This window comes from Streptomyces xanthophaeus, assembly GCF_000725805.1.
Lineage (GTDB): Bacteria > Actinomycetota > Actinomycetes > Streptomycetales > Streptomycetaceae > Streptomyces > Streptomyces xanthophaeus.
In genome coordinates this window covers 1-17,897 of sequence record NZ_JOFT01000030.1, presented here as the reverse complement: position 1 = coordinate 17,897, position 17,897 = coordinate 1, and the positions used below count along the sequence as shown (strand labels likewise).

The following is a 17,897-nucleotide window of genomic DNA, read 5'->3' as shown; positions in this document are numbered from 1 at the left end:
CCCTGCGTGCCGCTATGGACGAAGCCCACGTCAATCCCCGGCAGTTGGCGGCCCGGGTGGGTGTGACCGTGAAGAGCGTGGAACGCTGGATCGCGGACGGGGCGCTCACGCCGCACGCGCGAAACCGGCACGACACGTGCCGGGTGTTGGGAGTGGACGAACACATGATCTGGCCGGAGGCCGTCACCACCCGAGTCAAGGTCGGCAGTGACCGTGAGCTGGTGCGCGCGTACCCGTACCGGTCCGCCTGCCCGTCCACCGTGTGGGCCAGGCTGGCGGAGGACTGCACGACGGACATGTTCCTCGCGGGGTACACGAGCTACTTCTTCTGGACCCAGGTCCCCGATTTCGCGGGCATCGTCAGGCGGAAGGCGGTGAACGGCTGCCGCGTGCGGTTCCTCATCGGAGACCCGGGCGGAGAGGTCACCCGGCAGCGCGAGGTGGTCGAGGCGGCCGCCCTCACCGTCTCCACGCGGATCAGGATCACTCTGGAGCACCTGGCGCGGCTCGGCCCGCTCGACCGTCTGGAGGCGCGGTTCAGCGCACCCTCCGACGCCGTGAACCACGTCGGGCTCAGCGTCTTCCGGTTCGACCACGAGGCGCTGGTGACGCCGCACCTGGCCCGGGTCATCGGGCACGACTCCCCGATGCTGCACCTGCGCAGGCAGGGCGACCGAGGGATGTTCGACCGCTTCGCGGAACACGCCGAGGAGCTGTGGGAACGGGCGACCCCCGTCGCCGGAGCGTGACCCCGAGCCCCGTGGCCCGGACCGGGTGCGCGCCGTATCCCGGGTGAGCCGTGTGGCCGTGGGGTCGGCAGGGCCGCGGGGGATGGGGTGGGCCCCCGCGGCCCTGCGGGTCACTTCAGGCGTTCGCCCACGCGGGCGCGCATGGCGTCCATCGTGAAGCCGCGGGGGTCGATCTTGCCGGGCTGCCATTCCAGGTGGCCGATCACGGAGCGGGCCGTCCAGCCGTGGGTCCGGCACAGCGCGGCCGCCGCGCGGGCGATCGCGTCGAGCTGGACCGCCGGCCACGGGTCCTTGCCGTCGCCGAGGTTCTCGCACTCGAAGCCGTAGAAGTGGCGGTTGCCGTCGGTGCCCGCGCGGTCGTCCGGCGGGAGCCGCTTCTCGGCGATCACGGCCCGCAGTACGTCGGCGTCGCCGGAGCCCGCGTGGTTGGCGCGGCCGTAGCCGACCAGGTGGACCCGGCCGTCCTTGGTGATGACGCCGTGGCAGAGCGGCCCGGGCAGGGCGGAGTCGCCGTTGCGGCAGAGCGCCACGGTGGAGGCGGTGCCGCGGGTGACGGTGTGGTGGATCATCACCCCGTGGACCGGGCCCCAGGGGCCCTTGTGGTTGCGGTTGTGGGTGCGCCAGGCACCGACCTCGACGACGGTCAGGCCCTCGTTCCGCAGGGCGTGGATGAAACGGTCCGCGGACATGGGTGCGGCCATGGCCGCCTCCTTCGTTGCGGTGCGCGACGAACACCCTCTGTGTCCGTGTCGTCACACTCCGGTTTAACGGAGGCGGCCCTTCCGGGGCTAGGGCGTTATTCGGCCATGCCTCATGCGGAAGCCAGCCACAGGTCCGGGCCGAACACCTCGTAGTGGATGTCGGCCGCGGACACGCCCTTGGCGAGCAGCTGGGCGCGTACGGCCCGCATGAAGGGGAGCGGCCCGCAGAGGTAGGCCGTGGTGCCCGCGGCGACCGGTACCGGCGTCAGGTCCATGCGGCCGGTGCGGTCGCCGGGTTCGGCCGACTCCTCGTACCAGAAGTCGGCGCGGGCGTCGGCCAGTTTGTGGGTCAGGGCGCGGTGGTCGCTGCGCAGCGGGTGGTCGGCGGGGGAGCGGTCCGCGTGCAGCACGGTCACCGGGGCGGCGTGCCCGGTGTCGGCGAGGTGTTCCAGCATCGAGAGCATGGGCGTGCAGCCGATGCCGGCCGAGGCGAGCAGGACCGGGGCCGCGGTGTCCCGCAGGACCAGGTCGCCGTACGGGGCGGAGACCCGCAGGGTGTCGCCGGGGCGGACGCGGTCGTGGAGGTACCGGGAGACCTCGCCGTCGGGGCCGCCGGCCGCCGGGCCGTGGACCCGCTTGACGGTGATCGCGCGGACCGGGGAGCCGGGGGCGGTGGAGAGGCTGTACTGGCGGATCTGGCGGGCGCCGTCCGCGAGTTCGACCTGGACCGAGACGTACTGGCCGGGCAGGTGCGCGGGGGCCGGGGAGCCGTCCGCCGGGGCCAGCCGGAAGGTGGTGCAGTCGGGCGTCTCCTCGATGCGGTCGGTGACCGTCCAGTCCCGCCAGACGTCGCCGGCCGCGACCTGCTGACCGGCGTAGAGGCGCTCCTCGATGGCGACGAGGGCGTTGGCCATCAGCCAGTAGACCTCGTCCCAGGCCGCGGCGACCTCGGGGGTGACGGCCTCGCCGAGCACCTCGACGATGGCCTCGAAGAGGTGCCGGTGGACGACCTCGTACTGGGCGCGGGTGACGCCGAGCGAGGCGTGCTTGTGGGCGATGCGGTTCAGCATCACGTCCGGCCGGGTGTCCGGGTGCTCGACGAGATGGGTCGCGAAGGCCGCGATGGACCCGGCGAGGGCCTGCTTCTGGAGGCCCGCGTTCTGGTTGCCGCGGTTGAAGAGGTCGCGGATCAGCTCCGGGTGGGCCGCGAAGAGCTTGGTGTAGAAGAGCTCCGTGATGTCGCCGATGGCGGCTCCGACGGCGGGCAGGGTGGCTCGTACGGTCGCCGTCGACGTCTCGGAAAGCATCGGGACTCCTCGCGTTGGGGTTCAGAAGGGTTCGGTCCGAACGGGGCAGAAGTGGTATATGAAATGCGCATTTGAAGGCCGAGAGAAGGCCCGCCACGGTGCGGACATCTGTTCGGGGGGTCCTTCGAGGTCAGCCTAGGTGGGCCGGATGAGGGCGGAAACCGGCCATCGGGCCCGGATGTTCAGGGCCTTTCGGCCCTCGTCGGCGGTCCGGCCGACAGTCCCAGCAGCAGCGGTCCGGTCGGTGCCGCCACCAGGTCGTTCACCGTCAGCGGGTCCAGCGAGGCGAAGAAGGCCTCCTGGGCCCGGCGCAGCGCGCCGCGCAGGACGCAGGCGCCGCGCAGCGGGCAGGGGGTGTTGCCCTCGCACTCCACGACGTCGCCCGCGCCCTCCAGTTCGCGGACCACCCCGCCCACCGAGGCGGCCCGCCCGGTGCTGGTCAGCGCGAGCCCACCGCCGCGGCCGCGCCGCGCCTCGACCAGGCCGAGGTGCTGCAGCCGGGCGACCACCTTGGCCGTGTGGGTGTACGGGACCTCCATGGTCGCCGCGACCTCGCGGGTCGTCGGGAGGTCCGCCTCCTCCACGGCCAGGCGCATCAGGACGCGCAGGGCCAGGTCGGTGAACCGGGTCAGCCTCATGGGCTCACCGTATGAAATTCGCATCTGTCATGCAAATTAAAACCGGGTTCATTCGGGTCATTGTGGAGGGCTGGCCGAAACAGGTGGGGCTCAAGAGGTGCCTGGTGCGCGAGGGGACCCGAAAGGGTGCCCCACCCCCGGACGGAGTAGTCCCACTCTTTTGTGTAATGGTCCCACCACGTTGCGTGCTGGAAGGGTGTATCCCGCAGATCCATGGAGTGATCGAAAGGGAAATACATGTCGGTCCAGGCAGGTTCCGAGTCCGAGGCCCAGACTCCGCAGCGCAGTCTCGGCACATCGGCCGCGCGGAACTTGGCAACCACGACCAAGTCCGCGCCGCAGATGCAGGAGATCACCTCGCGGTGGCTCCTGAAGATGCTCCCGTGGGTCTCGGTCCAGGGCGGCACCTACCGCGTCAACCGCCGGCTGAGCTACTCCGTCGGCGACGGACGCGTCGAGTTCATCAAGACCGGGACCCAGGTCCAGGTGATCCCGGCCGAGCTCGGCGAGCTCCCGCTGCTGCGCGAGTACGAGGACCTGGAGGTGCTCGGCGAACTCGCCCAGCGGTGCCGCCAGATCGACTTCGAGGCGGGCCAGGAGCTGACCTCCTTCGGCAGCCCCTCCGACCAGGTGTTCCTGCTCGCCCACGGCCGCATCGACCAGGTCGGCCCCGGCCCCTACGGCGAGGACGCCGTCCTGAGGACCGTCGCCGACGGCACCTACTTCGGCGAGGACTCCCTCGCCGACGAGGAGTCCATCTGGGAGTACACCGCCCGCGCCGCCACCTCCGGCACCGCGCTCGTCCTGACCCGCCAGGACTTCCAGCTCCTCGCCGACCGGGTCGACTCGCTGCGCGCGCACGTGGAGCGCGTCCGCTCCCAGCCCGCCGCGAACACCAACAAGTACGGCGAAGCCGCCATCGACCTCTCCGCGGGCCACCAGGGCGAGGCCGTCCTGCCCGGCACGTTCGTGGACTACGAGGCCCGCCCGCGCGAGTACGAACTCTCCATCGCACAAACGGTCCTGCGGGTGCACACGCGCGTCGCCGACCTCTACAACCAGCCGATGAACCAGACCGAGCAGCAGTTGCGGCTCACGGTGGAGGCGCTGCGCGAGCGCCAGGAGCACGAGATGCTCAACAACCGCGAGTTCGGCCTGCTCCACAACGCCGACTACGACCAGCGCATCCAGCCCCACGACGGCGCGCCCAGCCCCGACGACATGGACCAGCTGCTCAGCATGCGCCGCGGCTCCAAGTTCTTCCTCGCGCACCCCAAGGCGATCGCCGCCTTCGGCCGCGAGTGCAACCGGCGCGGCCTGTACCCGGAGTCGGTGGACATCGGCGGCAACCGCGTGCCGGCCTGGCGCGGCGTGCCCATCTTCCCGAGCAACAAGATCCCGATCAGCGACGCCCGCACCACGTCCATCCTGTGCATGCGCACGGGCGAGGACGAGCAGGGCGTGATCGGCCTGCACCAGCCGGGCATCCCGGACGAGATCGAGCCGAGCACCTCGGTCCGCTTCATGGGGATCAGCGAGCAGGCGATCATCTCGTACCTGGTCACCGCCTACTTCTCCGCCGCGGTGCTGGTGCCGGACGCGCTCGGTGTCCTGGAGAACGTCGAGATCGGCCGCTGGCGCTGAGGCGGCAGGCCGAGGGGTACCGGGACCACCAGGAGCACGGACACGCCATGGCGACCACCGAGGCGATCACGACCGGCGAGGGCCACGAGGCCGCAGCCCTGCTGGAACGCACCAGAGAAACGGTCAACCCGGAGCTGCGCCGGACCGTGGAGAGCCTGCCCGCCATGATGCGGCGCGTGGCGATGTACCACTTCGGCTGGGAGCACGCGGACGGCTCCCCCGCGGCGGCCCTCGCGGGGAAGGCCGTCCGGCCGGCCCTGGTCCTCGCGGCGGCGCAGGCCGTGCACGGCCCGGCGGGCCGGGGCGAGGACCCCGTACGGGCGGCGGTGGCCGTGGAGCTGACGCACAACTTCACGCTGCTGCACGACGACGTCATCGACAAGGACGTGCAGCGGCGCGGCCGCGCCACGGCCTGGACCGTCTTCGGGATGTCGGACGCGATCATCACCGGTGACGCGATGATGGCGCTCGCGCTGAGCGTCCTCGCCCAGGACGGGCATCCGGCCTCGGCCGAGGCCGCGGCCCGGCTGACGGCCTGTGTCGTCGAACTGTGTGCGGGCCAGCAGGCGGACTGTGCCTTCGAGCAGCGTGCGAACGTCTCGCTCGACGAGTGCCTGACGATGGCCACGGCCAAGACCGGTGCCCTCCTGGGCTGCGCGTGCGCACTGGGCGCGCTGTACGCGGGGGCGGGGCCGGACGAGGTGGACGCGATGGACTCCTTCGGCCGGGAGGCCGGTCTGGCCTTCCAGCTGATCGACGACCTGATCGGGATCTGGGGGGATCCGGGGCACACCGGGAAGCCCGCCGGGGCCGACCTGATCGCCCGCAAGAAGTCCCTCCCGGTCGTGGCGGCCCTCACCTCGGGCACCTCGGCGGGGGAGGAGCTGGCGGCCCTGTACGCGGGGCCGATGTCCGGGGCGGAGGTGTCCGCGGCGGCCGACGCGGTGGACCGGGCCGGCGGCCGGGACTGGGCGCAGGCCCATGCCGCCGACCGGATGGGCCGGGCGGTGCAGCAGCTGTCCCGGGCCGTGCCGGACCTCGGGGCGGCCGGCGGACTGCTGGCCCTGGCCGAGTTCGTGACGCGCCGCACGAGGTGAGCGGGGGCGGGGGTCCCGCACGGCAGGAGCAGGGCCCGTTCCGGCGCCGCACGGTGCCGGAACGGGCCTTACGCCCGTTCCGGCCCAACTCTAGGATCACTCAAGGTTGTTGACACGTGAGTGAAGAGTGAAGGGTGTGACCAGTGGCGCTGGAGATACGTCAGGCGGACCAGTCGGACCGGGACGCGGTGGCGCGCCTGCTCGACGAGGCCTTCCGCACCGATCCGGTGAGCAGCTGGGTCTTCCCGGATCCGGAGCACCGCGCCGCCGTGCACGGCCGGTTCCTGGGCGTCTTCGTGGACGTGGCCCTGGCGGAAGGCCGGATCGACTACGCGGCGGACGGCTCGGCGGCCGCCCTGTGGCTGCGCGTCCCGGCGGCCGACCCGGAGGCCGGGCACGTCGAGGACGAGGTCCCGGCGAAGATGCGGGCGGTGGCCGATCCGGACAACGAGCGGTGCGAGCTGGTGGGGCGGCTCACGGGCGCCGTGCACCCGACCGCGGAGGAGCACGAGTACCTCCTGATGATCGCCGTGGCCCCGGGCCGGCAGGGCGAGGGCCTGGGCACCGAGCTGATCCGGCCGGTGCTGGAGCGCTGTGACGAGGAGGGCCTGCCGGCCTACCTGGAGGCGAGCAGCGAGCGCAGCAAGGCGCTGTACGAACGCCTGGGCTGGGAGTTCACGGGCGAAGCGGTGCGACTCCCGGACGGGCCGCTGATGTGGCCCATGTGGCGCAAGCCGCGGGGCTGACCCACAGGGAATCGGTCTTGGCAAAGTACTTCACCTGAAGTACTTTGTTCGGCGTGCCCCGGTGCGGCGGCACTGTCTGACGGAAGAGAATCGCTTGCGCAAGCTCAGCTACTTCATCGCGACGACCGTCGACGGGTTCATCGGGGCCCCCGACGGCGACGCGGACTTCATCTACGCCTTCCTCGACCCGGAGTTCATCGGCCACCTGACGGCCGAGTACCCGGAGACGATCGCCGGCCCGGGCCGGGCGCAGTTCGGGATCGAGGACCGCGCCCCCAAGCGCTTCGACACGGTCCTCATGGGCCGCGGCACCTACGAGCCCGGCCTCAAGCAGGGCGTGGCCAGCCCCTACGGCCACATGCGCGAGCAGTACGTCGTCTCGCGCTCCCTCACCGAGGCGCCGGACCCCCAGGTCCGCCTGATCGGCGGGGACCTCGTCGCCCGGGTCCGCGAGCTGAAGGCGCAGGACGGACTCGACATCTGGCTGTGCGGCGGCGCGGACCTCGCGGGCCAGCTGGCCGACGAGATCGACGAGTACATCGTCAAGACGTACCCGGTCGTGGTCGGGACCGGCATGCCGATGTCCCGGGCGGGCTTCGGCGTGCGCCCGCTGGAGCTGACCGGCTGCACCGTGCTCGGCGGCGGCCAGGTCATCACCTCGTACGCCGTCAAGCGCTGACCGGGCCGGCCGGGCGGGGGCCCGCCCCCGCCCGCCCCCGCCGAACGCGCGAAACGGGCCTACCGTGGAGGTATGGCCCGTGAAGAGCAGCAGCGCATGCACGAGACGGTCGCCCCGCAGGCCGGGCACGAGCAGCAGACGTGCCCGGCCTGCAAGGGCGCCGTCGACACCGTGGTCAGACGGCACAAGTCCCTCGGGGTCTTCGTGCCGCAATGGGGTCCGGGTCCCTGCCGGAACCCGGACTGCGGGCGGCACGCCCCCGAAGGGACCTGACGGGAGACCTAGCCCTTCGTGCCCAGGCCGGAGGCGACGAGGCCGTTGGCCCACAGCTGGTTGACGCGAGCCCGCTCGGTGCTGTTCGGGGTGGCGTTCTGGCACGAGGTGCCCGGGCCGCCACCCGACATCAGCTCGCTGCACGGACCCGAGTAGTGGTCCGGCAGACCCAGCACGTGGCCGGTCTCGTGCGAGGTCACCCGGGTGGAGTTGTACTGCTGGTTCTGCCGGTAGTCGAGGAAGATGTAACCGCGGCCGTGCCCGTCCGTGCTCGCGTACGAACCGCGTGAGTCGTTGCCCTCGCGGTAGGAGAAGTTGCCGCCGGAGGACACCTCCTGCAGCTTGACGTTGGTCACCGAGCTGTTCCAGATCCGGGTGGAGTTCGCTATCTGGGTGCGGAAGCTCGGCGCGCTGCGGGTGTTGTACGTGACGGTCACCGCCAGGGCGCCCGGGTTCGCGGCGCGCTGCTCGGCGACCGAACGCTGCACGGCGTCGAAGAAGGCGCGGTTGGCGGCCGCGTTCTCCTGCGAGCCCTCGTACGCGGCGTAGCTCGCCGCGTTGCCGTGGACGGGGGCGGTGGCCGCGCTGGCGCTGGGGACGGCGCCGAGCGCAGCGGCCAGACCGAGGCCGATCGAGGCGGCCAGGACGGCCTTACGGGAGTGGCGCATGTGGGGGGCTCCTACTCATCCGGTGCGGGGGGTGGGTCGTTCGGTACCGGAGTCTGCGGGAGCCATCGGGCCGGGCGGATGATGTCAGCCACCGATAACGCCGGGCTATCGGGGAGTTTTCGGATGGCCAACTAGCAAGAGAATGGCGGGATTCGGGGGGCTATAAGTGGCTGGTGCGGTCCGCCCGGCCCGCCCTACCCTCGGGGCATGGAGCTCGAGGTGAGGCACCTGCGCGCACTGTGCGCCATCGCCGACGCCGGCAGCCTGCACAAGGCGGCGCGGCAGCTCGGCGTGAGCCAGCCCTCCCTGACGACACAGCTGCGCCGCATCGAACGGGCCCTGGACGGCGAGCTGTTCCTGCGCGAGCGCACCGGATGCCGCCCCACGCCGTTCGGTCGCACCGTGCTCGGCCGGGCCCGTCCCCTGCTGGCCGACATGGCCGCACTGGTCGCGGAGGCGCGGGCGCTGGCCCGCGGGCCGCGCCTGCGCATCGGGTCGACGGCCAGCCGCGCGTTACCCGGCTGGTTAAGGCGGGTGCACCGGCGTCTCCCGGACACCGAGACCTCTCTGGTGGTGGACGTATCGGCCAACGCCCTGCTGCGGATGGTGGATTCGGGGCAGCTGGACGTGGCCTTCGTGCACGAGGTGGAGGGCAGCCCGCTGCGGGTGCCGGCCGGGCTCCAGCTGCACGTGCTGATGGAGCGGGAGCCGCAGTTCGTGTCGATGGCCCGGGACCATCCGGCGGCCCGGCGACCGGTGGTGGAGCTGCGGGACCTGGCCGCCGACCGGTGGACCGTGGACCCCTCGGTGGACGGCGAATGGGACGGCCTGCGGCGGATCTTCGCCGGGGCGGGCCTCGACCCGCCCGTGCTGCACGCCGATTACCACACCGCGACCTCGCTGATCGTCTCCGGTGAGGCGGTGGCGCCCTGCCAGCCCACCTCCGGGCCGCGGGACGACATGGCGATCCGGCCCCTGTCGGGCGACCCGCTGGCCGTACGGCTGCTGCTGGCGACCCGTCCGGGCGCGCACGCCGAGGTCTACGAGGACCTGCGCGCCGCCTACCGCGAGGCCGCCCTGCGCACGCCCCCGTACCTGGCCTGGCTGCACCGCCACGCCAGTCCGCTGCTGAGCCCCGAGCCGGGGGCCCCGGCGGGGCCGGAGACCGAAGGCCTGGCCGGGGCGCCGGGTGCGGAGGTGGAGGCGGCCTGACGGCCTGCGGCCGGGCTCAGCCGTGCCGGGCCGTTCCCCTGGCGGGGTGCCCGGCCTGTGGCCGTTCCCCCGGCCTGTGGCCGTTCCCCTGGCGGGGTGCCCGGCCTGTGGCCGTTCCCCTGGCGGGGTGCCCGGCCTGTGGCCGTTCCCCTGGCGGGGTGCTCTGGCCGGTGAGCCGTCTGTGGGTCCGTTGTGCGGGGCTCCGCGCCGGACGCCGCGCCTCGAACAGGTGCCGCTCGCCTCGCCGTGGGTGTGCGGGACGGTGTCCCTCCGGAGTGTCTCCTCGGCTCGCGCACCGAGCCCCGGCTGCGTGTGCGGAGCCCGGGTTGCGCGCTCGTCCTGTGGGGACCCTCCTGCTGGCCCCCACCCCGCACACGCCCCGGCCCCGGGAAGCGAGGCCCCGAGCCTGCGGCAGGGCGGGCCGCTTGACTTCCCCCAACCGCGATATATCGTGTTAGTCAGAAGACGCGATATGTTGCGTGCGTCGAGACCCGGTCCGTGAACGCACGAGGAGGATCAGCAGCCATGGCAGAGCAGATGACGTGGTCGGTCGCCGGACCCCAGAAGCTCACCTTCGACGAGCCCGTGACCGAGCTCCACGTCCGCCTGGTGAGCGGCTCGGTCAACGTCGTCGCCGCCGAGGACGGCCCGGCCCGCCTAGAGGTGACCGCGGTCGACGGACCGCCCCTGCACGTGGTGCAGGAGGGCGGCAGCCTCACCGTCTCCTACGAGGACCTGCCCTGGAACGGTTCCCAGGGCCTCAAGAAGTGGTTCGAGGGCAAGCCCTGGAAGGCCTGGTCCGGCTCGGGCTCCGGCCGCAAGGCCTGGGAGCGCAGTGCGTCCGTCACCCTCACCGTCCCCGCCGCCACCCGCGTCCAGGTGGCCGCGGTCGACGCCGCCTCCTTCGTCTCCGGCATCTCCGGCGGCACCGACGTGCACGGGGTCTCCGGCGACTCCACGCTCGTCGCCCTGTCGGGCCGGGTCAAGGCGAACACCGTCTCGGGCAGCGTCGAGGCCCAGTCCGTCACCGGCGACCTCGGCTTCCACTCCGTCTCCGGCGGCCTGACGGTCGTCGACGGCGCGGGCGTGAGCGTACGGGCCGACTCCGTCAGCGGTGACATGCTCATCGACCTGGACCTCGACCCGGCCGCCTCGCGCCCGGTGGACATCGCGCTGAACTCCGTCTCCGGCCAGGTCGCCATCCGGCTCCCGCACCCCGCCGACGCCCGCGTGGAGGCCAACACGGCCACCGGCGGCGTCTCCAACGCCTTCGAGGACCTGCGGGTCTCCGGCCAGCTGGGGGCCAAGCGGATCACCGGCACCCTCGGTTCCGGCACCGGCACCCTGCGGGCCACCACCGTCTCGGGTGCCATCGCGCTGCTGCGCCGCCCGGCCGCGGACACCCCCCTGACGCTCGACAAGAAGGTGATCTGACATGCCGCCCGTCTTCGCCCACGGCCGCCTGCGCCTCTATCTCCTCAAGCTGCTGGACGAGGCCCCGCGGCACGGGTACGAGGTGATCCGTCTGCTGGAGGAGCGCTTCCAGGGCCTGTACGCGCCCTCCGCCGGCACCGTGTACCCGCGGCTGGCCAAGCTGGAGGCCGAAGGCCTGGTCACGCATGCCAGCGAGGGCGGGCGCAAGGTGTACTCCATCACCGACGCGGGCCGGGCCGAACTGGCCGACCGGGGCGGTGAGCTCGCCGACCTGGAACTGGAGATCCGCGACTCGGTCTCCGAGCTGGCGGCCGAGATCCGCGACGACGTCCGCGGAGCCGCGGGGGACCTGCGGCGCGAGATGCGGGCGGCGGCCTCGGCGACGGCCACCCAGGTCGAGGACGAGTCCTGGAAGGCGGCCAAGGAAGAGCTGCGCAAGGCCAGAGCGGAGTGGAAGGACCAGGCGCGCCGGGCGAAGGACGAGAGCCGCCGGGCCCGCGAGGAGGCCCAGCAGGCCCGCCGCCAGGCCAAGGAGGCCCAGGACCGGGCCCGTGAGGAGGTCCAGCGCATCGCGGGCCAGCTGCAGGAGCAGTTCGCGAAGTCGGGCGGCGTCCTCGGCAGCCTCGCCGGAGCCTGGCTCGGCGGGGGACCCGCGACGGCCCCGTCCGCCCCTTCAGCCCCCTCCGCCCCGACGGACCCGGCCGCCGCCGAGGCATCGGCTGCGGCCACGGCTCCGGCCGTGGACTGGGCCCTGGACCTGACGCCCACCGGCGACCCGGCCCGTGACCTGGACCGCCTGCTGGACCGCTTCCGCGACGAGGTGCGGGACGCGGCCCGGGACCACGGCGTCACCCCGGCCGGCCTGGTCGAGGCCCGCTCCGGCCTGGCGACCGCGGCCGCCCGCCTGACGGCGACCCTGCGCAGCGCGTAAGGGGGCCGGTCAGGCGGCCAGGCCCGCCTCGGCCGCGGCGTAGGTGACGCCGTGGTCCGTCAGGACCTCCGCGGCCGGGCCGGGCCGGGAGAGCAGGGCCAGCAGCAGGTGCAGGGTGCCGATGTGGCGCTCGTGACGGCCCAGGGCGATCCGCAGGGACTGCTCCAGCACCTTCTTCGAGCCCTGCGTGAAGGGGACGTGGTGAGCGGTGCCGCGGTCGTCCGGCCCGCCGCGTCCCAGGACCGAGCGGAGCGAGGTGCCCAGGGTGCGCCTGCGCGGGGCCGGCGCCGCCAGGGCCCCTTCGCCGTGGCTCTCCTCGACGCGGGAGACGATCTCCGTGAGGTCGATGCCGAGTCCGGCCAGGGCCTCCTCGTCGGCCCGGGACATGCCGCCCCGGCGGCGTACGGCCGCGAGGTCGGCCGCCACTGAGGCCCGGTCCACTCCCAGCGAGTCCAGGGCGCCCTGGGAGAGCAGGGCGAGCAGCAGGTGTTCCTCGGTGACCGTGGCGGCGCCGGACCGGCGGGCCTCGGTGACCGCGCCCGTCACGGTGGCCCGGGCCTCGCGGGTGAAGCGTTCGAACATCACAGCCTCCCGTACTTCTTGTGCACGGCCTGCCGGCTGACGCCCAGCTCGGCCGCGATCTCCTGCCAGGACCAGCCCTGCGCGCGGGCACTGCGCACCTGTACGGCCTCCAGCTGCTCCAGCAGCCTGCGGAGGGCGACTACGGCGCGCAGGCCCACGCGGGGGTCACGGTCACCGGCCCGTTCGGCGAGATCGGTAGCTTCCGTCATGCATGTCAATGTAGGTTGACACGGGAGGGTTGTCAACCTGCATTGACGAACGGTCCGCCCGGCGGGCGGACCGGGCCACGGGAGCTACGGGGTGAGCACCACCTTGCCGAAGAGGTCGCCCGAGGCGAGCTTCTCGAAGCCCTCGCGCGCCCGGTCCAGCGGCAGGACCTCGTCGATGACCGGCCGCAGGCCCGTGGTCGCACAGAAGGCCAGCAGGTCCTCCAGCTCGTCCTTCGAGCCCATCGTCGAGCCGACCACCTTGAGCTCCAGGAAGAAGATCCGGGTCAGCTCGGCGTGCGCCGGACGGTCGCCGCTCGTCGCACCCGAGATCACCAGGGTGCCGCCGGGGCGCAGCGACTTCACCGAGTGGGACCAGGTGGCCGCGCCGACCGTCTCGATCACCGCGTCCACCCGCTGCGGCAGCCGCGCGCCCGGCTCGAAGGCCTCCGCCGCGCCGAGCTCCACGGCCCTCTTGCGCTTGGCCTCGTCCCGGCTGGTGGCGAAGACCCGCAGGCCGGCCGCCCGGCCGAGGGCGATCGCGGCGGTCGCGACCCCGCCTCCGGCACCCTGTACGAGGACGGAGTCCCCGGGCCGGACCCCGGCGTTGGTGAACAGCATCCGGTACGCGGTCAGCCAGGCGGTGGGCAGGCAGGCGGCCTCCTCGAAGGACAGCTCGGGGGGCTTGCGCAGGACGTTCCAGGCCGGGACGGTCACCTGCTCGGCGAAGGTGCCCTGATAGCGCTCGGTCAGGATCGAGCGCGGCTCGTCCGGGCCCACCCCGTGGCCGCTCTGGCCGATCACGGAGTGCAGGACGACCTCGTTGCCGTCCTGGTCGGTCCCGGCGGCGTCGCAGCCCAGGATCATCGGGAGCTTGTCCTCGGCCAGGCCCACCCCGCGCAGGGACCACAGGTCGTGGTGGTTGAGGGAGGCGGCCTTGACGTTCACGGTCACCCAGCCGGGACGGGCCTGCGGGGCCGGGCGTTCGCCCAGCTCAAGGCCGTTCAGCGGCTGGTCACGGTCGATTCGGGCGGCGTAGGCAGCGAACATGCCGCGACGCTACCGCTCGGTAGGTCCGGGTTCCAGCCCTTGCGGGGACGCCGGGGGTGAGGCCTTCGTCGCATCGGGGCCCGGGAACGGGAAGGGGCCCGGCCGGATCGCTCCGGCCGGGCCCCTTCCCGTTGACGCTCAGCGCAGTGCTCAGGCCAGGCGGGCCACGCCGTCGGCCTTCGCCGCGGCGGCGACCGCCGAGGCGACGGCCTCGGCCACGCGCTCGTCGAAGGGCGACGGGATCACGTAGTCGGCGGCGAGCTCGTCACCGACGACACCGGCGATGGCGTCGGCGGCGGCGATCTTCATGCCCTCGGTGATCCGGGTCGCGCGCACCTTGAGGGCGCCCGCGAAGATGCCCGGGAACGCGAGCACGTTGTTGATCTGGTTCGGGAAGTCCGAACGGCCCGTGGCCACGACCGCCGCGTACTTGTGCGCGACGTCCGGGTGGACCTCCGGGTTCGGGTTGGCCATGGCGAAGACGAAGGCGTCCTTCGCCATCGAGGCCACCGCCGGCTCGGGGACCGTACCGCCGGAGACGCCGATGAAGACGTCCGCGCCGGCCAGCGCCTGCTCCAGGGAGCCTGTCTGCCCGGTCTTGTTCGTCAGGCCCGCGATCTCGGCCTTGACGTCCGTCAGGTCCGAGCGGTCGGCCGAGACGACGCCCTTGCGGTCGGTGACGCAGACGTCGCCGATGCCCGCGTCCACGAGGATCTTGGCGATCGCGATGCCCGCGGCGCCCGCACCCGAGATCACGGCCCGCAGGTCGCCGAGGGTGCGACCCGTGAGCTTCGCCGCGTTGCGCAGCGCGGCCAGCGTCACGATGGCCGTGCCGTGCTGGTCGTCGTGGAAGATCGGGATGTCCAGCGCCTCCTGGAGGCGGCGCTCGATCTCGAAGCAGCGGGGCGCGGAGATGTCCTCCAGGTTCACCCCGCCGAAGGACGGCGCCAGACGGATGACCGTCTCGACGATCTCGTCCGTGTCCTTGGTGGCGAGCGCGATCGGAACCGCGTCCACGCCACCGAACTGCTTGAAGAGGATGGCCTTGCCCTCCATCACGGGGAGGGAGGCTTCGGGACCGATGTCACCGAGTCCGAGCACGGCCGTACCGTCGGTGACGACGGCGACCACGTTGGACTTCCAGGTGTACTCGTTCACCAGCTCCGGCTGCTCGGCGATGGCGCTGCACACCTTCGCCACGCCGGGTGTGTACGCCAGGGACAGGTCGTCCTTGTTGTTGACAGGCACAGTGGCCTGAATGGCCATCTTGCCGCCCCGGTGCAGCGCGAACACCGCGTCCGGGTTGTTGTCCGTCGCACTGTCGCTGCGAGGGTTGACGATCTCCGCTGCCACTTTGTGTGACCCCTTAGGTCCTTTGATCATTGAGGGTGGCCACTCCTGGTTAAGGGGTGGGCGGGCACCGCGTCCGTACTCCGCATCGACGGTTGGCCCGTCTCCGCAGAGGGGAGGTTCGTACGCGCGGGCGCGCCGCACGCGCGCCCTGAGCCCCGGATGAGGGGTGTAAGGATCTGTTCTACCCGAAGAACACTCACCCAGACGAGTCGATTCCTGCTCGACTGTAGGCCGCTTGTCCTGGTTTTGGCTAAAAGTCCAAACCTCTCTGTCCAATGGGCGAGACGCGCCGCAAATCATGCGCCGAAAATGGCTGGTCACAGCGTTTTGTGCGGCTCTGAGGGCCCTTGCCCGCAGTCCTGTTGGGTAGCCGGGGGTGTCCGTTATCTGATTTTGACCTGACGGGCAGCCTGAATGCGCCAGTCCGAATGGCAAGATGCCGTAATCACACAAGGTCGCGACACTCGATGGTGCGTGCCCGACCGTTTTTCGGTGCTTTTCCATCAGCCGGAGGAACCAGCTCATGACCGCAAGCATCACCCGTCGTACGACCGCCGCCCGGTCCCGGATCGCCGCGGTCGGCGCGATCGCGGTCGCCGGCGCCCTGATCCTCACCGGCTGTGGAGACCAGACCGACAAGGCCTCCACTGCCCCCTCGGGTGCGGCCGACAACAGCGCCCCGCTCTTCTCCAAGCTCCCGAAGAAGATCCAGGACGCCGGCGTGATCAAGGTCGGCACGGACGCCACCTACGCGCCGATGGAGTTCACCGAGGGCGGCAAGATCGTCGGTGTCGACCCCGACATCGCCGCGGCCCTGAGCAAGCAGCTCGGCGTGCAGTTCAAGTTCGAGTCCGGCACCTTCGACACGCTGATCGGCAGCATGCAGACGGGTCGCAGCGACCTGGTCATGTCCTCGCTCACCGACACCAAGGCCCGTCAGGAGGGCCTGGACGACAAGGGCGCCAAGACCGGCGCCGGCGTCGACTTCGTCGACTACTTCTCCTCCTCCACCGGCATCCTCGTCAAGAAGGGGAACCCGGAGGGCATCAAGACCCTCGACGACCTGTGCGGCAAGAAGGTCGCCGTCCAGCGCGGCACCACGTACGAGACGTCCGCCAAGGACCAGTCCGAGAAGTGCAAGACGGCCGGCAAGGGCGAGATCGGCATCGAGTCCTTCCCGACCGACGCCGAGGCCCAGACCCGCGTGAAGGCCGGCGGCGCCGTCGCCGACCTGAACGACTCCCCGGTCGCCGCGTACATCGCGCAGACCGCCGGCGGCGGCAACGACTTCGAGGCCATCGCCAACCCGACCGACGCCGGCCTCTTCGGCATCGCGGTGGACAAGAAGAACACCGAGCTGCGCGACGCGCTCAAGGAAGCCCTCGACGCGGTCATCAAGGACGGCACGTACAAGGCCGCCCTGGACAAGTGGAACGCGGGCTCCGGCGCCGTGACCGAGGCCAAGATCAACGCAGGCTCCTGACCTCCGCGCAGACCGCAGCACACTGAAGGGCAGTCACTGTGACTGACAAGCTCGACAAGGCCCCGGACCCGGCGGACACCCCGCCGGGCGGGGCCATCCCCCCCGAGGCGATCCGCGCCATCCCGGTCCGCCACTTCGGCCGCTGGATCAGCGCGGTGGTCGTGATCGGCCTGGTCGTGGCGCTCGCGATCGCCTTCTCGCAGGGCAACGTGCGCTGGGCGACCGTCCCGGAGAAGCTGTTCGATCCGACCATCCTCCGCGGTGTCGGCAACACGATCTGGATCAGCGTCGCCTCGATGGCCCTGGGCCTGGTGCTCGGTGTCCTCTTCGCCGTGATGCGCCTCTCGAAGAACCCGGTGACCAGCACCATCGCCTGGTTCTACATCTGGCTCTTCCGCGGCACCCCGGTGTACGTGCAGCTCCTCATCTGGTTCAACCTCGCCCTGATCTTCCCGGTCCTGAACCTGGGGTTCTACAAGGACGAGATGACCCAGGTCATGACGCCGTTCCTGGCCGCCCTGCTGGGCCTCGGCCTGAACGAGGGCGCGTACATGGCGGAGATCGTCCGGGCCGGCATCCAGTCGGTCGACGAAGGCCAGACCGAGGCCTCGCACGCGCTCGGCATGACCCGGATGCAGACCATGCGCCGCGTCGTGCTGCCGCAGGCCATGCGGGTGATCGTGCCGCCGTCGGGCAACGAGTTCATCAACATGCTCAAGACCTCGTCGCTCGTCGTCGCCGTGCAGTACTTCGACCTGCTGCGTGCGGCCCAGGACATCGCGTCCACGTCGTTCGCGGTGATGGAGATGTTCTTCGTCGCCTCGATCTGGTACCTCGCCCTGACCAGTGTGTTCAGCGTCGGCCAGTACTACCTGGAGCGCCGCTACGCCCGCGGTGCGCTCCGCTCGCTGCCGCCCACGCCGTTGCAGAAGATCAAGGCGAAACTGTCCAGCTTCTCTGACCGCAAGGCGGTGGCCTGATGACGACTGCCATGGTGAAGGCCGAGGGCGTCCACAAGTCCTACGGGGCGGCGCACATCCTCAAGGGCATCGACCTGGAGGTCGCCCCGCGTGAGGTCTTCTGCCTGGTCGGCCCGTCCGGCTCCGGCAAGTCGACCTTCCTGCGGTGCATCAACCACCTGGAG

At 71.7% G+C, this 17,897-nt stretch carries 20 protein-coding genes; 12 read left to right on the top strand and 8 right to left on the bottom strand.

The genetic code is table 11. The features are described 5' to 3' along the window. Window positions 1-14: 14 nt before the first annotated feature. Complete coding sequence (locus tag IO30_RS0119810; protein ID WP_037894608.1) at window positions 15-749, top strand: hypothetical protein; 735 nt, start codon at window positions 15-17, stop codon at window positions 747-749. Window positions 750-859: 110 nt separating this feature from the next. Here IO30_RS0119810 and IO30_RS0119805 read toward each other — a convergent pair whose 3' ends face one another. The 3 genes from IO30_RS0119805 to IO30_RS0119795 all read right to left on the bottom strand — a co-directional run bounded on the left by IO30_RS0119805 (window position 860) and on the right by IO30_RS0119795 (window position 3,395). Beyond that, window positions 860-1,450, bottom strand: coding sequence for an N-acetylmuramoyl-L-alanine amidase (locus IO30_RS0119805; protein WP_031144839.1), 591 nt, complete (start codon window positions 1,448-1,450; stop codon window positions 860-862). A gap of 110 nt (window positions 1,451-1,560) precedes the next feature. Next, window positions 1,561-2,757, bottom strand: a complete 1,197-nt coding sequence (locus IO30_RS0119800) for a globin domain-containing protein (protein ID WP_031144838.1) — start codon at window positions 2,755-2,757, stop codon at window positions 1,561-1,563. A 182-nt stretch (window positions 2,758-2,939) separates the two neighbouring features. Further along, complete coding sequence (locus IO30_RS0119795) at window positions 2,940-3,395, bottom strand: RrF2 family transcriptional regulator (RefSeq protein ID WP_031144837.1); 456 nt, start codon at window positions 3,393-3,395, stop codon at window positions 2,940-2,942. A 237-nt stretch (window positions 3,396-3,632) separates the two neighbouring features. On the opposite strand from IO30_RS0119795, the gene IO30_RS0119790 reads away from it, so the two are divergent. The 5 genes from IO30_RS0119790 to IO30_RS40685 all read left to right on the top strand — a co-directional run bounded on the left by IO30_RS0119790 (window position 3,633) and on the right by IO30_RS40685 (window position 7,834). Next, window positions 3,633-5,039: a family 2B encapsulin nanocompartment shell protein gene (locus IO30_RS0119790; protein WP_031144836.1), complete on the top strand. Its 1,407-nt coding sequence runs from the start codon at window positions 3,633-3,635 to the stop codon at window positions 5,037-5,039. A 47-nt stretch (window positions 5,040-5,086) separates the two neighbouring features. Continuing rightward, window positions 5,087-6,136, top strand: coding sequence for a family 2 encapsulin nanocompartment cargo protein polyprenyl transferase (locus IO30_RS0119785; protein WP_031144835.1), 1,050 nt, complete (start codon window positions 5,087-5,089; stop codon window positions 6,134-6,136). 143 nt (window positions 6,137-6,279) lie between these two features. Continuing rightward, on the top strand, window positions 6,280-6,882 hold the full coding sequence (locus IO30_RS0119780) for a GNAT family N-acetyltransferase (RefSeq protein WP_031144834.1): 603 nt from the start codon (window positions 6,280-6,282) through the stop codon (window positions 6,880-6,882). Window positions 6,883-6,976: 94 nt separating this feature from the next. After that, complete coding sequence (locus IO30_RS0119775) at window positions 6,977-7,561, top strand: dihydrofolate reductase family protein (protein WP_031144833.1); 585 nt, start codon at window positions 6,977-6,979, stop codon at window positions 7,559-7,561. Between the two features lie 72 nt (window positions 7,562-7,633). Continuing rightward, window positions 7,634-7,834, top strand: a complete 201-nt coding sequence (locus tag IO30_RS40685) for a hypothetical protein (protein ID WP_031152368.1) — start codon at window positions 7,634-7,636, stop codon at window positions 7,832-7,834. 8 nt (window positions 7,835-7,842) lie between these two features. Here the strand turns inward: IO30_RS40685 and snpA are convergent, their stop codons facing one another. After that, the gene (gene snpA / locus IO30_RS0119765) at window positions 7,843-8,502 is read right to left on the bottom strand and encodes a snapalysin (RefSeq protein WP_031144832.1); all 660 of its coding nucleotides are present in this window, start codon (window positions 8,500-8,502) and stop codon (window positions 7,843-7,845) included. 207 nt (window positions 8,503-8,709) lie between these two features. Here snpA and IO30_RS0119760 point away from each other — a divergent pair, with 207 nt between their 5' ends. The 3 genes from IO30_RS0119760 (at window position 8,710) to IO30_RS0119750 (ending at window position 12,079) form a co-directional block, all read left to right on the top strand. Further along, window positions 8,710-9,714 carry a LysR family transcriptional regulator gene (locus IO30_RS0119760; RefSeq protein ID WP_234321501.1) on the top strand — a complete coding sequence of 335 codons (1,005 nt, stop codon included), beginning with the start codon at window positions 8,710-8,712 and terminating at the stop codon, window positions 9,712-9,714. Between the two features lie 525 nt (window positions 9,715-10,239). After that, on the top strand, window positions 10,240-11,148 hold the full coding sequence (locus tag IO30_RS0119755) for a DUF4097 family beta strand repeat-containing protein (RefSeq protein WP_031144830.1): 909 nt from the start codon (window positions 10,240-10,242) through the stop codon (window positions 11,146-11,148). Window position 11,149: 1 nt separating this feature from the next. Further along, window positions 11,150-12,079 carry a PadR family transcriptional regulator gene (locus tag IO30_RS0119750; protein ID WP_031144828.1) on the top strand — a complete coding sequence of 310 codons (930 nt, stop codon included), beginning with the start codon at window positions 11,150-11,152 and terminating at the stop codon, window positions 12,077-12,079. A 9-nt stretch (window positions 12,080-12,088) separates the two neighbouring features. Here the strand turns inward: IO30_RS0119750 and IO30_RS0119745 are convergent, their stop codons facing one another. The 4 genes from IO30_RS0119745 to IO30_RS0119730 form a co-directional block, all read right to left on the bottom strand. After that, window positions 12,089-12,661 (bottom strand): Clp protease N-terminal domain-containing protein, encoded by a 573-nt coding sequence (locus IO30_RS0119745; protein WP_031144827.1) that lies wholly within the window; start codon window positions 12,659-12,661, stop codon window positions 12,089-12,091. Continuing rightward, the gene (locus IO30_RS0119740) at window positions 12,661-12,870 is read right to left on the bottom strand and encodes a helix-turn-helix domain-containing protein (RefSeq protein WP_031144825.1); all 210 of its coding nucleotides are present in this window, start codon (window positions 12,868-12,870) and stop codon (window positions 12,661-12,663) included. Before IO30_RS0119740 ends, IO30_RS0119745 begins: the two co-directional genes overlap by 1 nt. 84 nt (window positions 12,871-12,954) lie before the next feature. Further along, window positions 12,955-13,917 carry a zinc-binding dehydrogenase gene (locus IO30_RS0119735; RefSeq protein WP_031144824.1) on the bottom strand — a complete coding sequence of 321 codons (963 nt, stop codon included), beginning with the start codon at window positions 13,915-13,917 and terminating at the stop codon, window positions 12,955-12,957. A gap of 150 nt (window positions 13,918-14,067) precedes the next feature. Next, window positions 14,068-15,270: an NAD(P)-dependent malic enzyme gene (locus IO30_RS0119730; protein ID WP_031144823.1), complete on the bottom strand. Its 1,203-nt coding sequence runs from the start codon at window positions 15,268-15,270 to the stop codon at window positions 14,068-14,070. Between the two features lie 523 nt (window positions 15,271-15,793). Here IO30_RS0119730 and IO30_RS0119725 point away from each other — a divergent pair. The 3 genes from IO30_RS0119725 to IO30_RS0119715 all read left to right on the top strand — a co-directional run. Beyond that, window positions 15,794-16,753: an ABC transporter substrate-binding protein gene (locus tag IO30_RS0119725; protein WP_031144822.1), complete on the top strand. Its 960-nt coding sequence runs from the start codon at window positions 15,794-15,796 to the stop codon at window positions 16,751-16,753. A 38-nt stretch (window positions 16,754-16,791) separates the two neighbouring features. Further along, window positions 16,792-17,733: an ABC transporter permease subunit gene (locus tag IO30_RS0119720; protein ID WP_031144821.1), complete on the top strand. Its 942-nt coding sequence runs from the start codon at window positions 16,792-16,794 to the stop codon at window positions 17,731-17,733. Beyond that, window positions 17,733-17,897 (top strand): ATP-binding cassette domain-containing protein (locus IO30_RS0119715; RefSeq protein WP_209439897.1); only part of this gene is annotated, 165 nt, incomplete at its 3' end. The genes IO30_RS0119720 and IO30_RS0119715, both read left to right, overlap by 1 nt.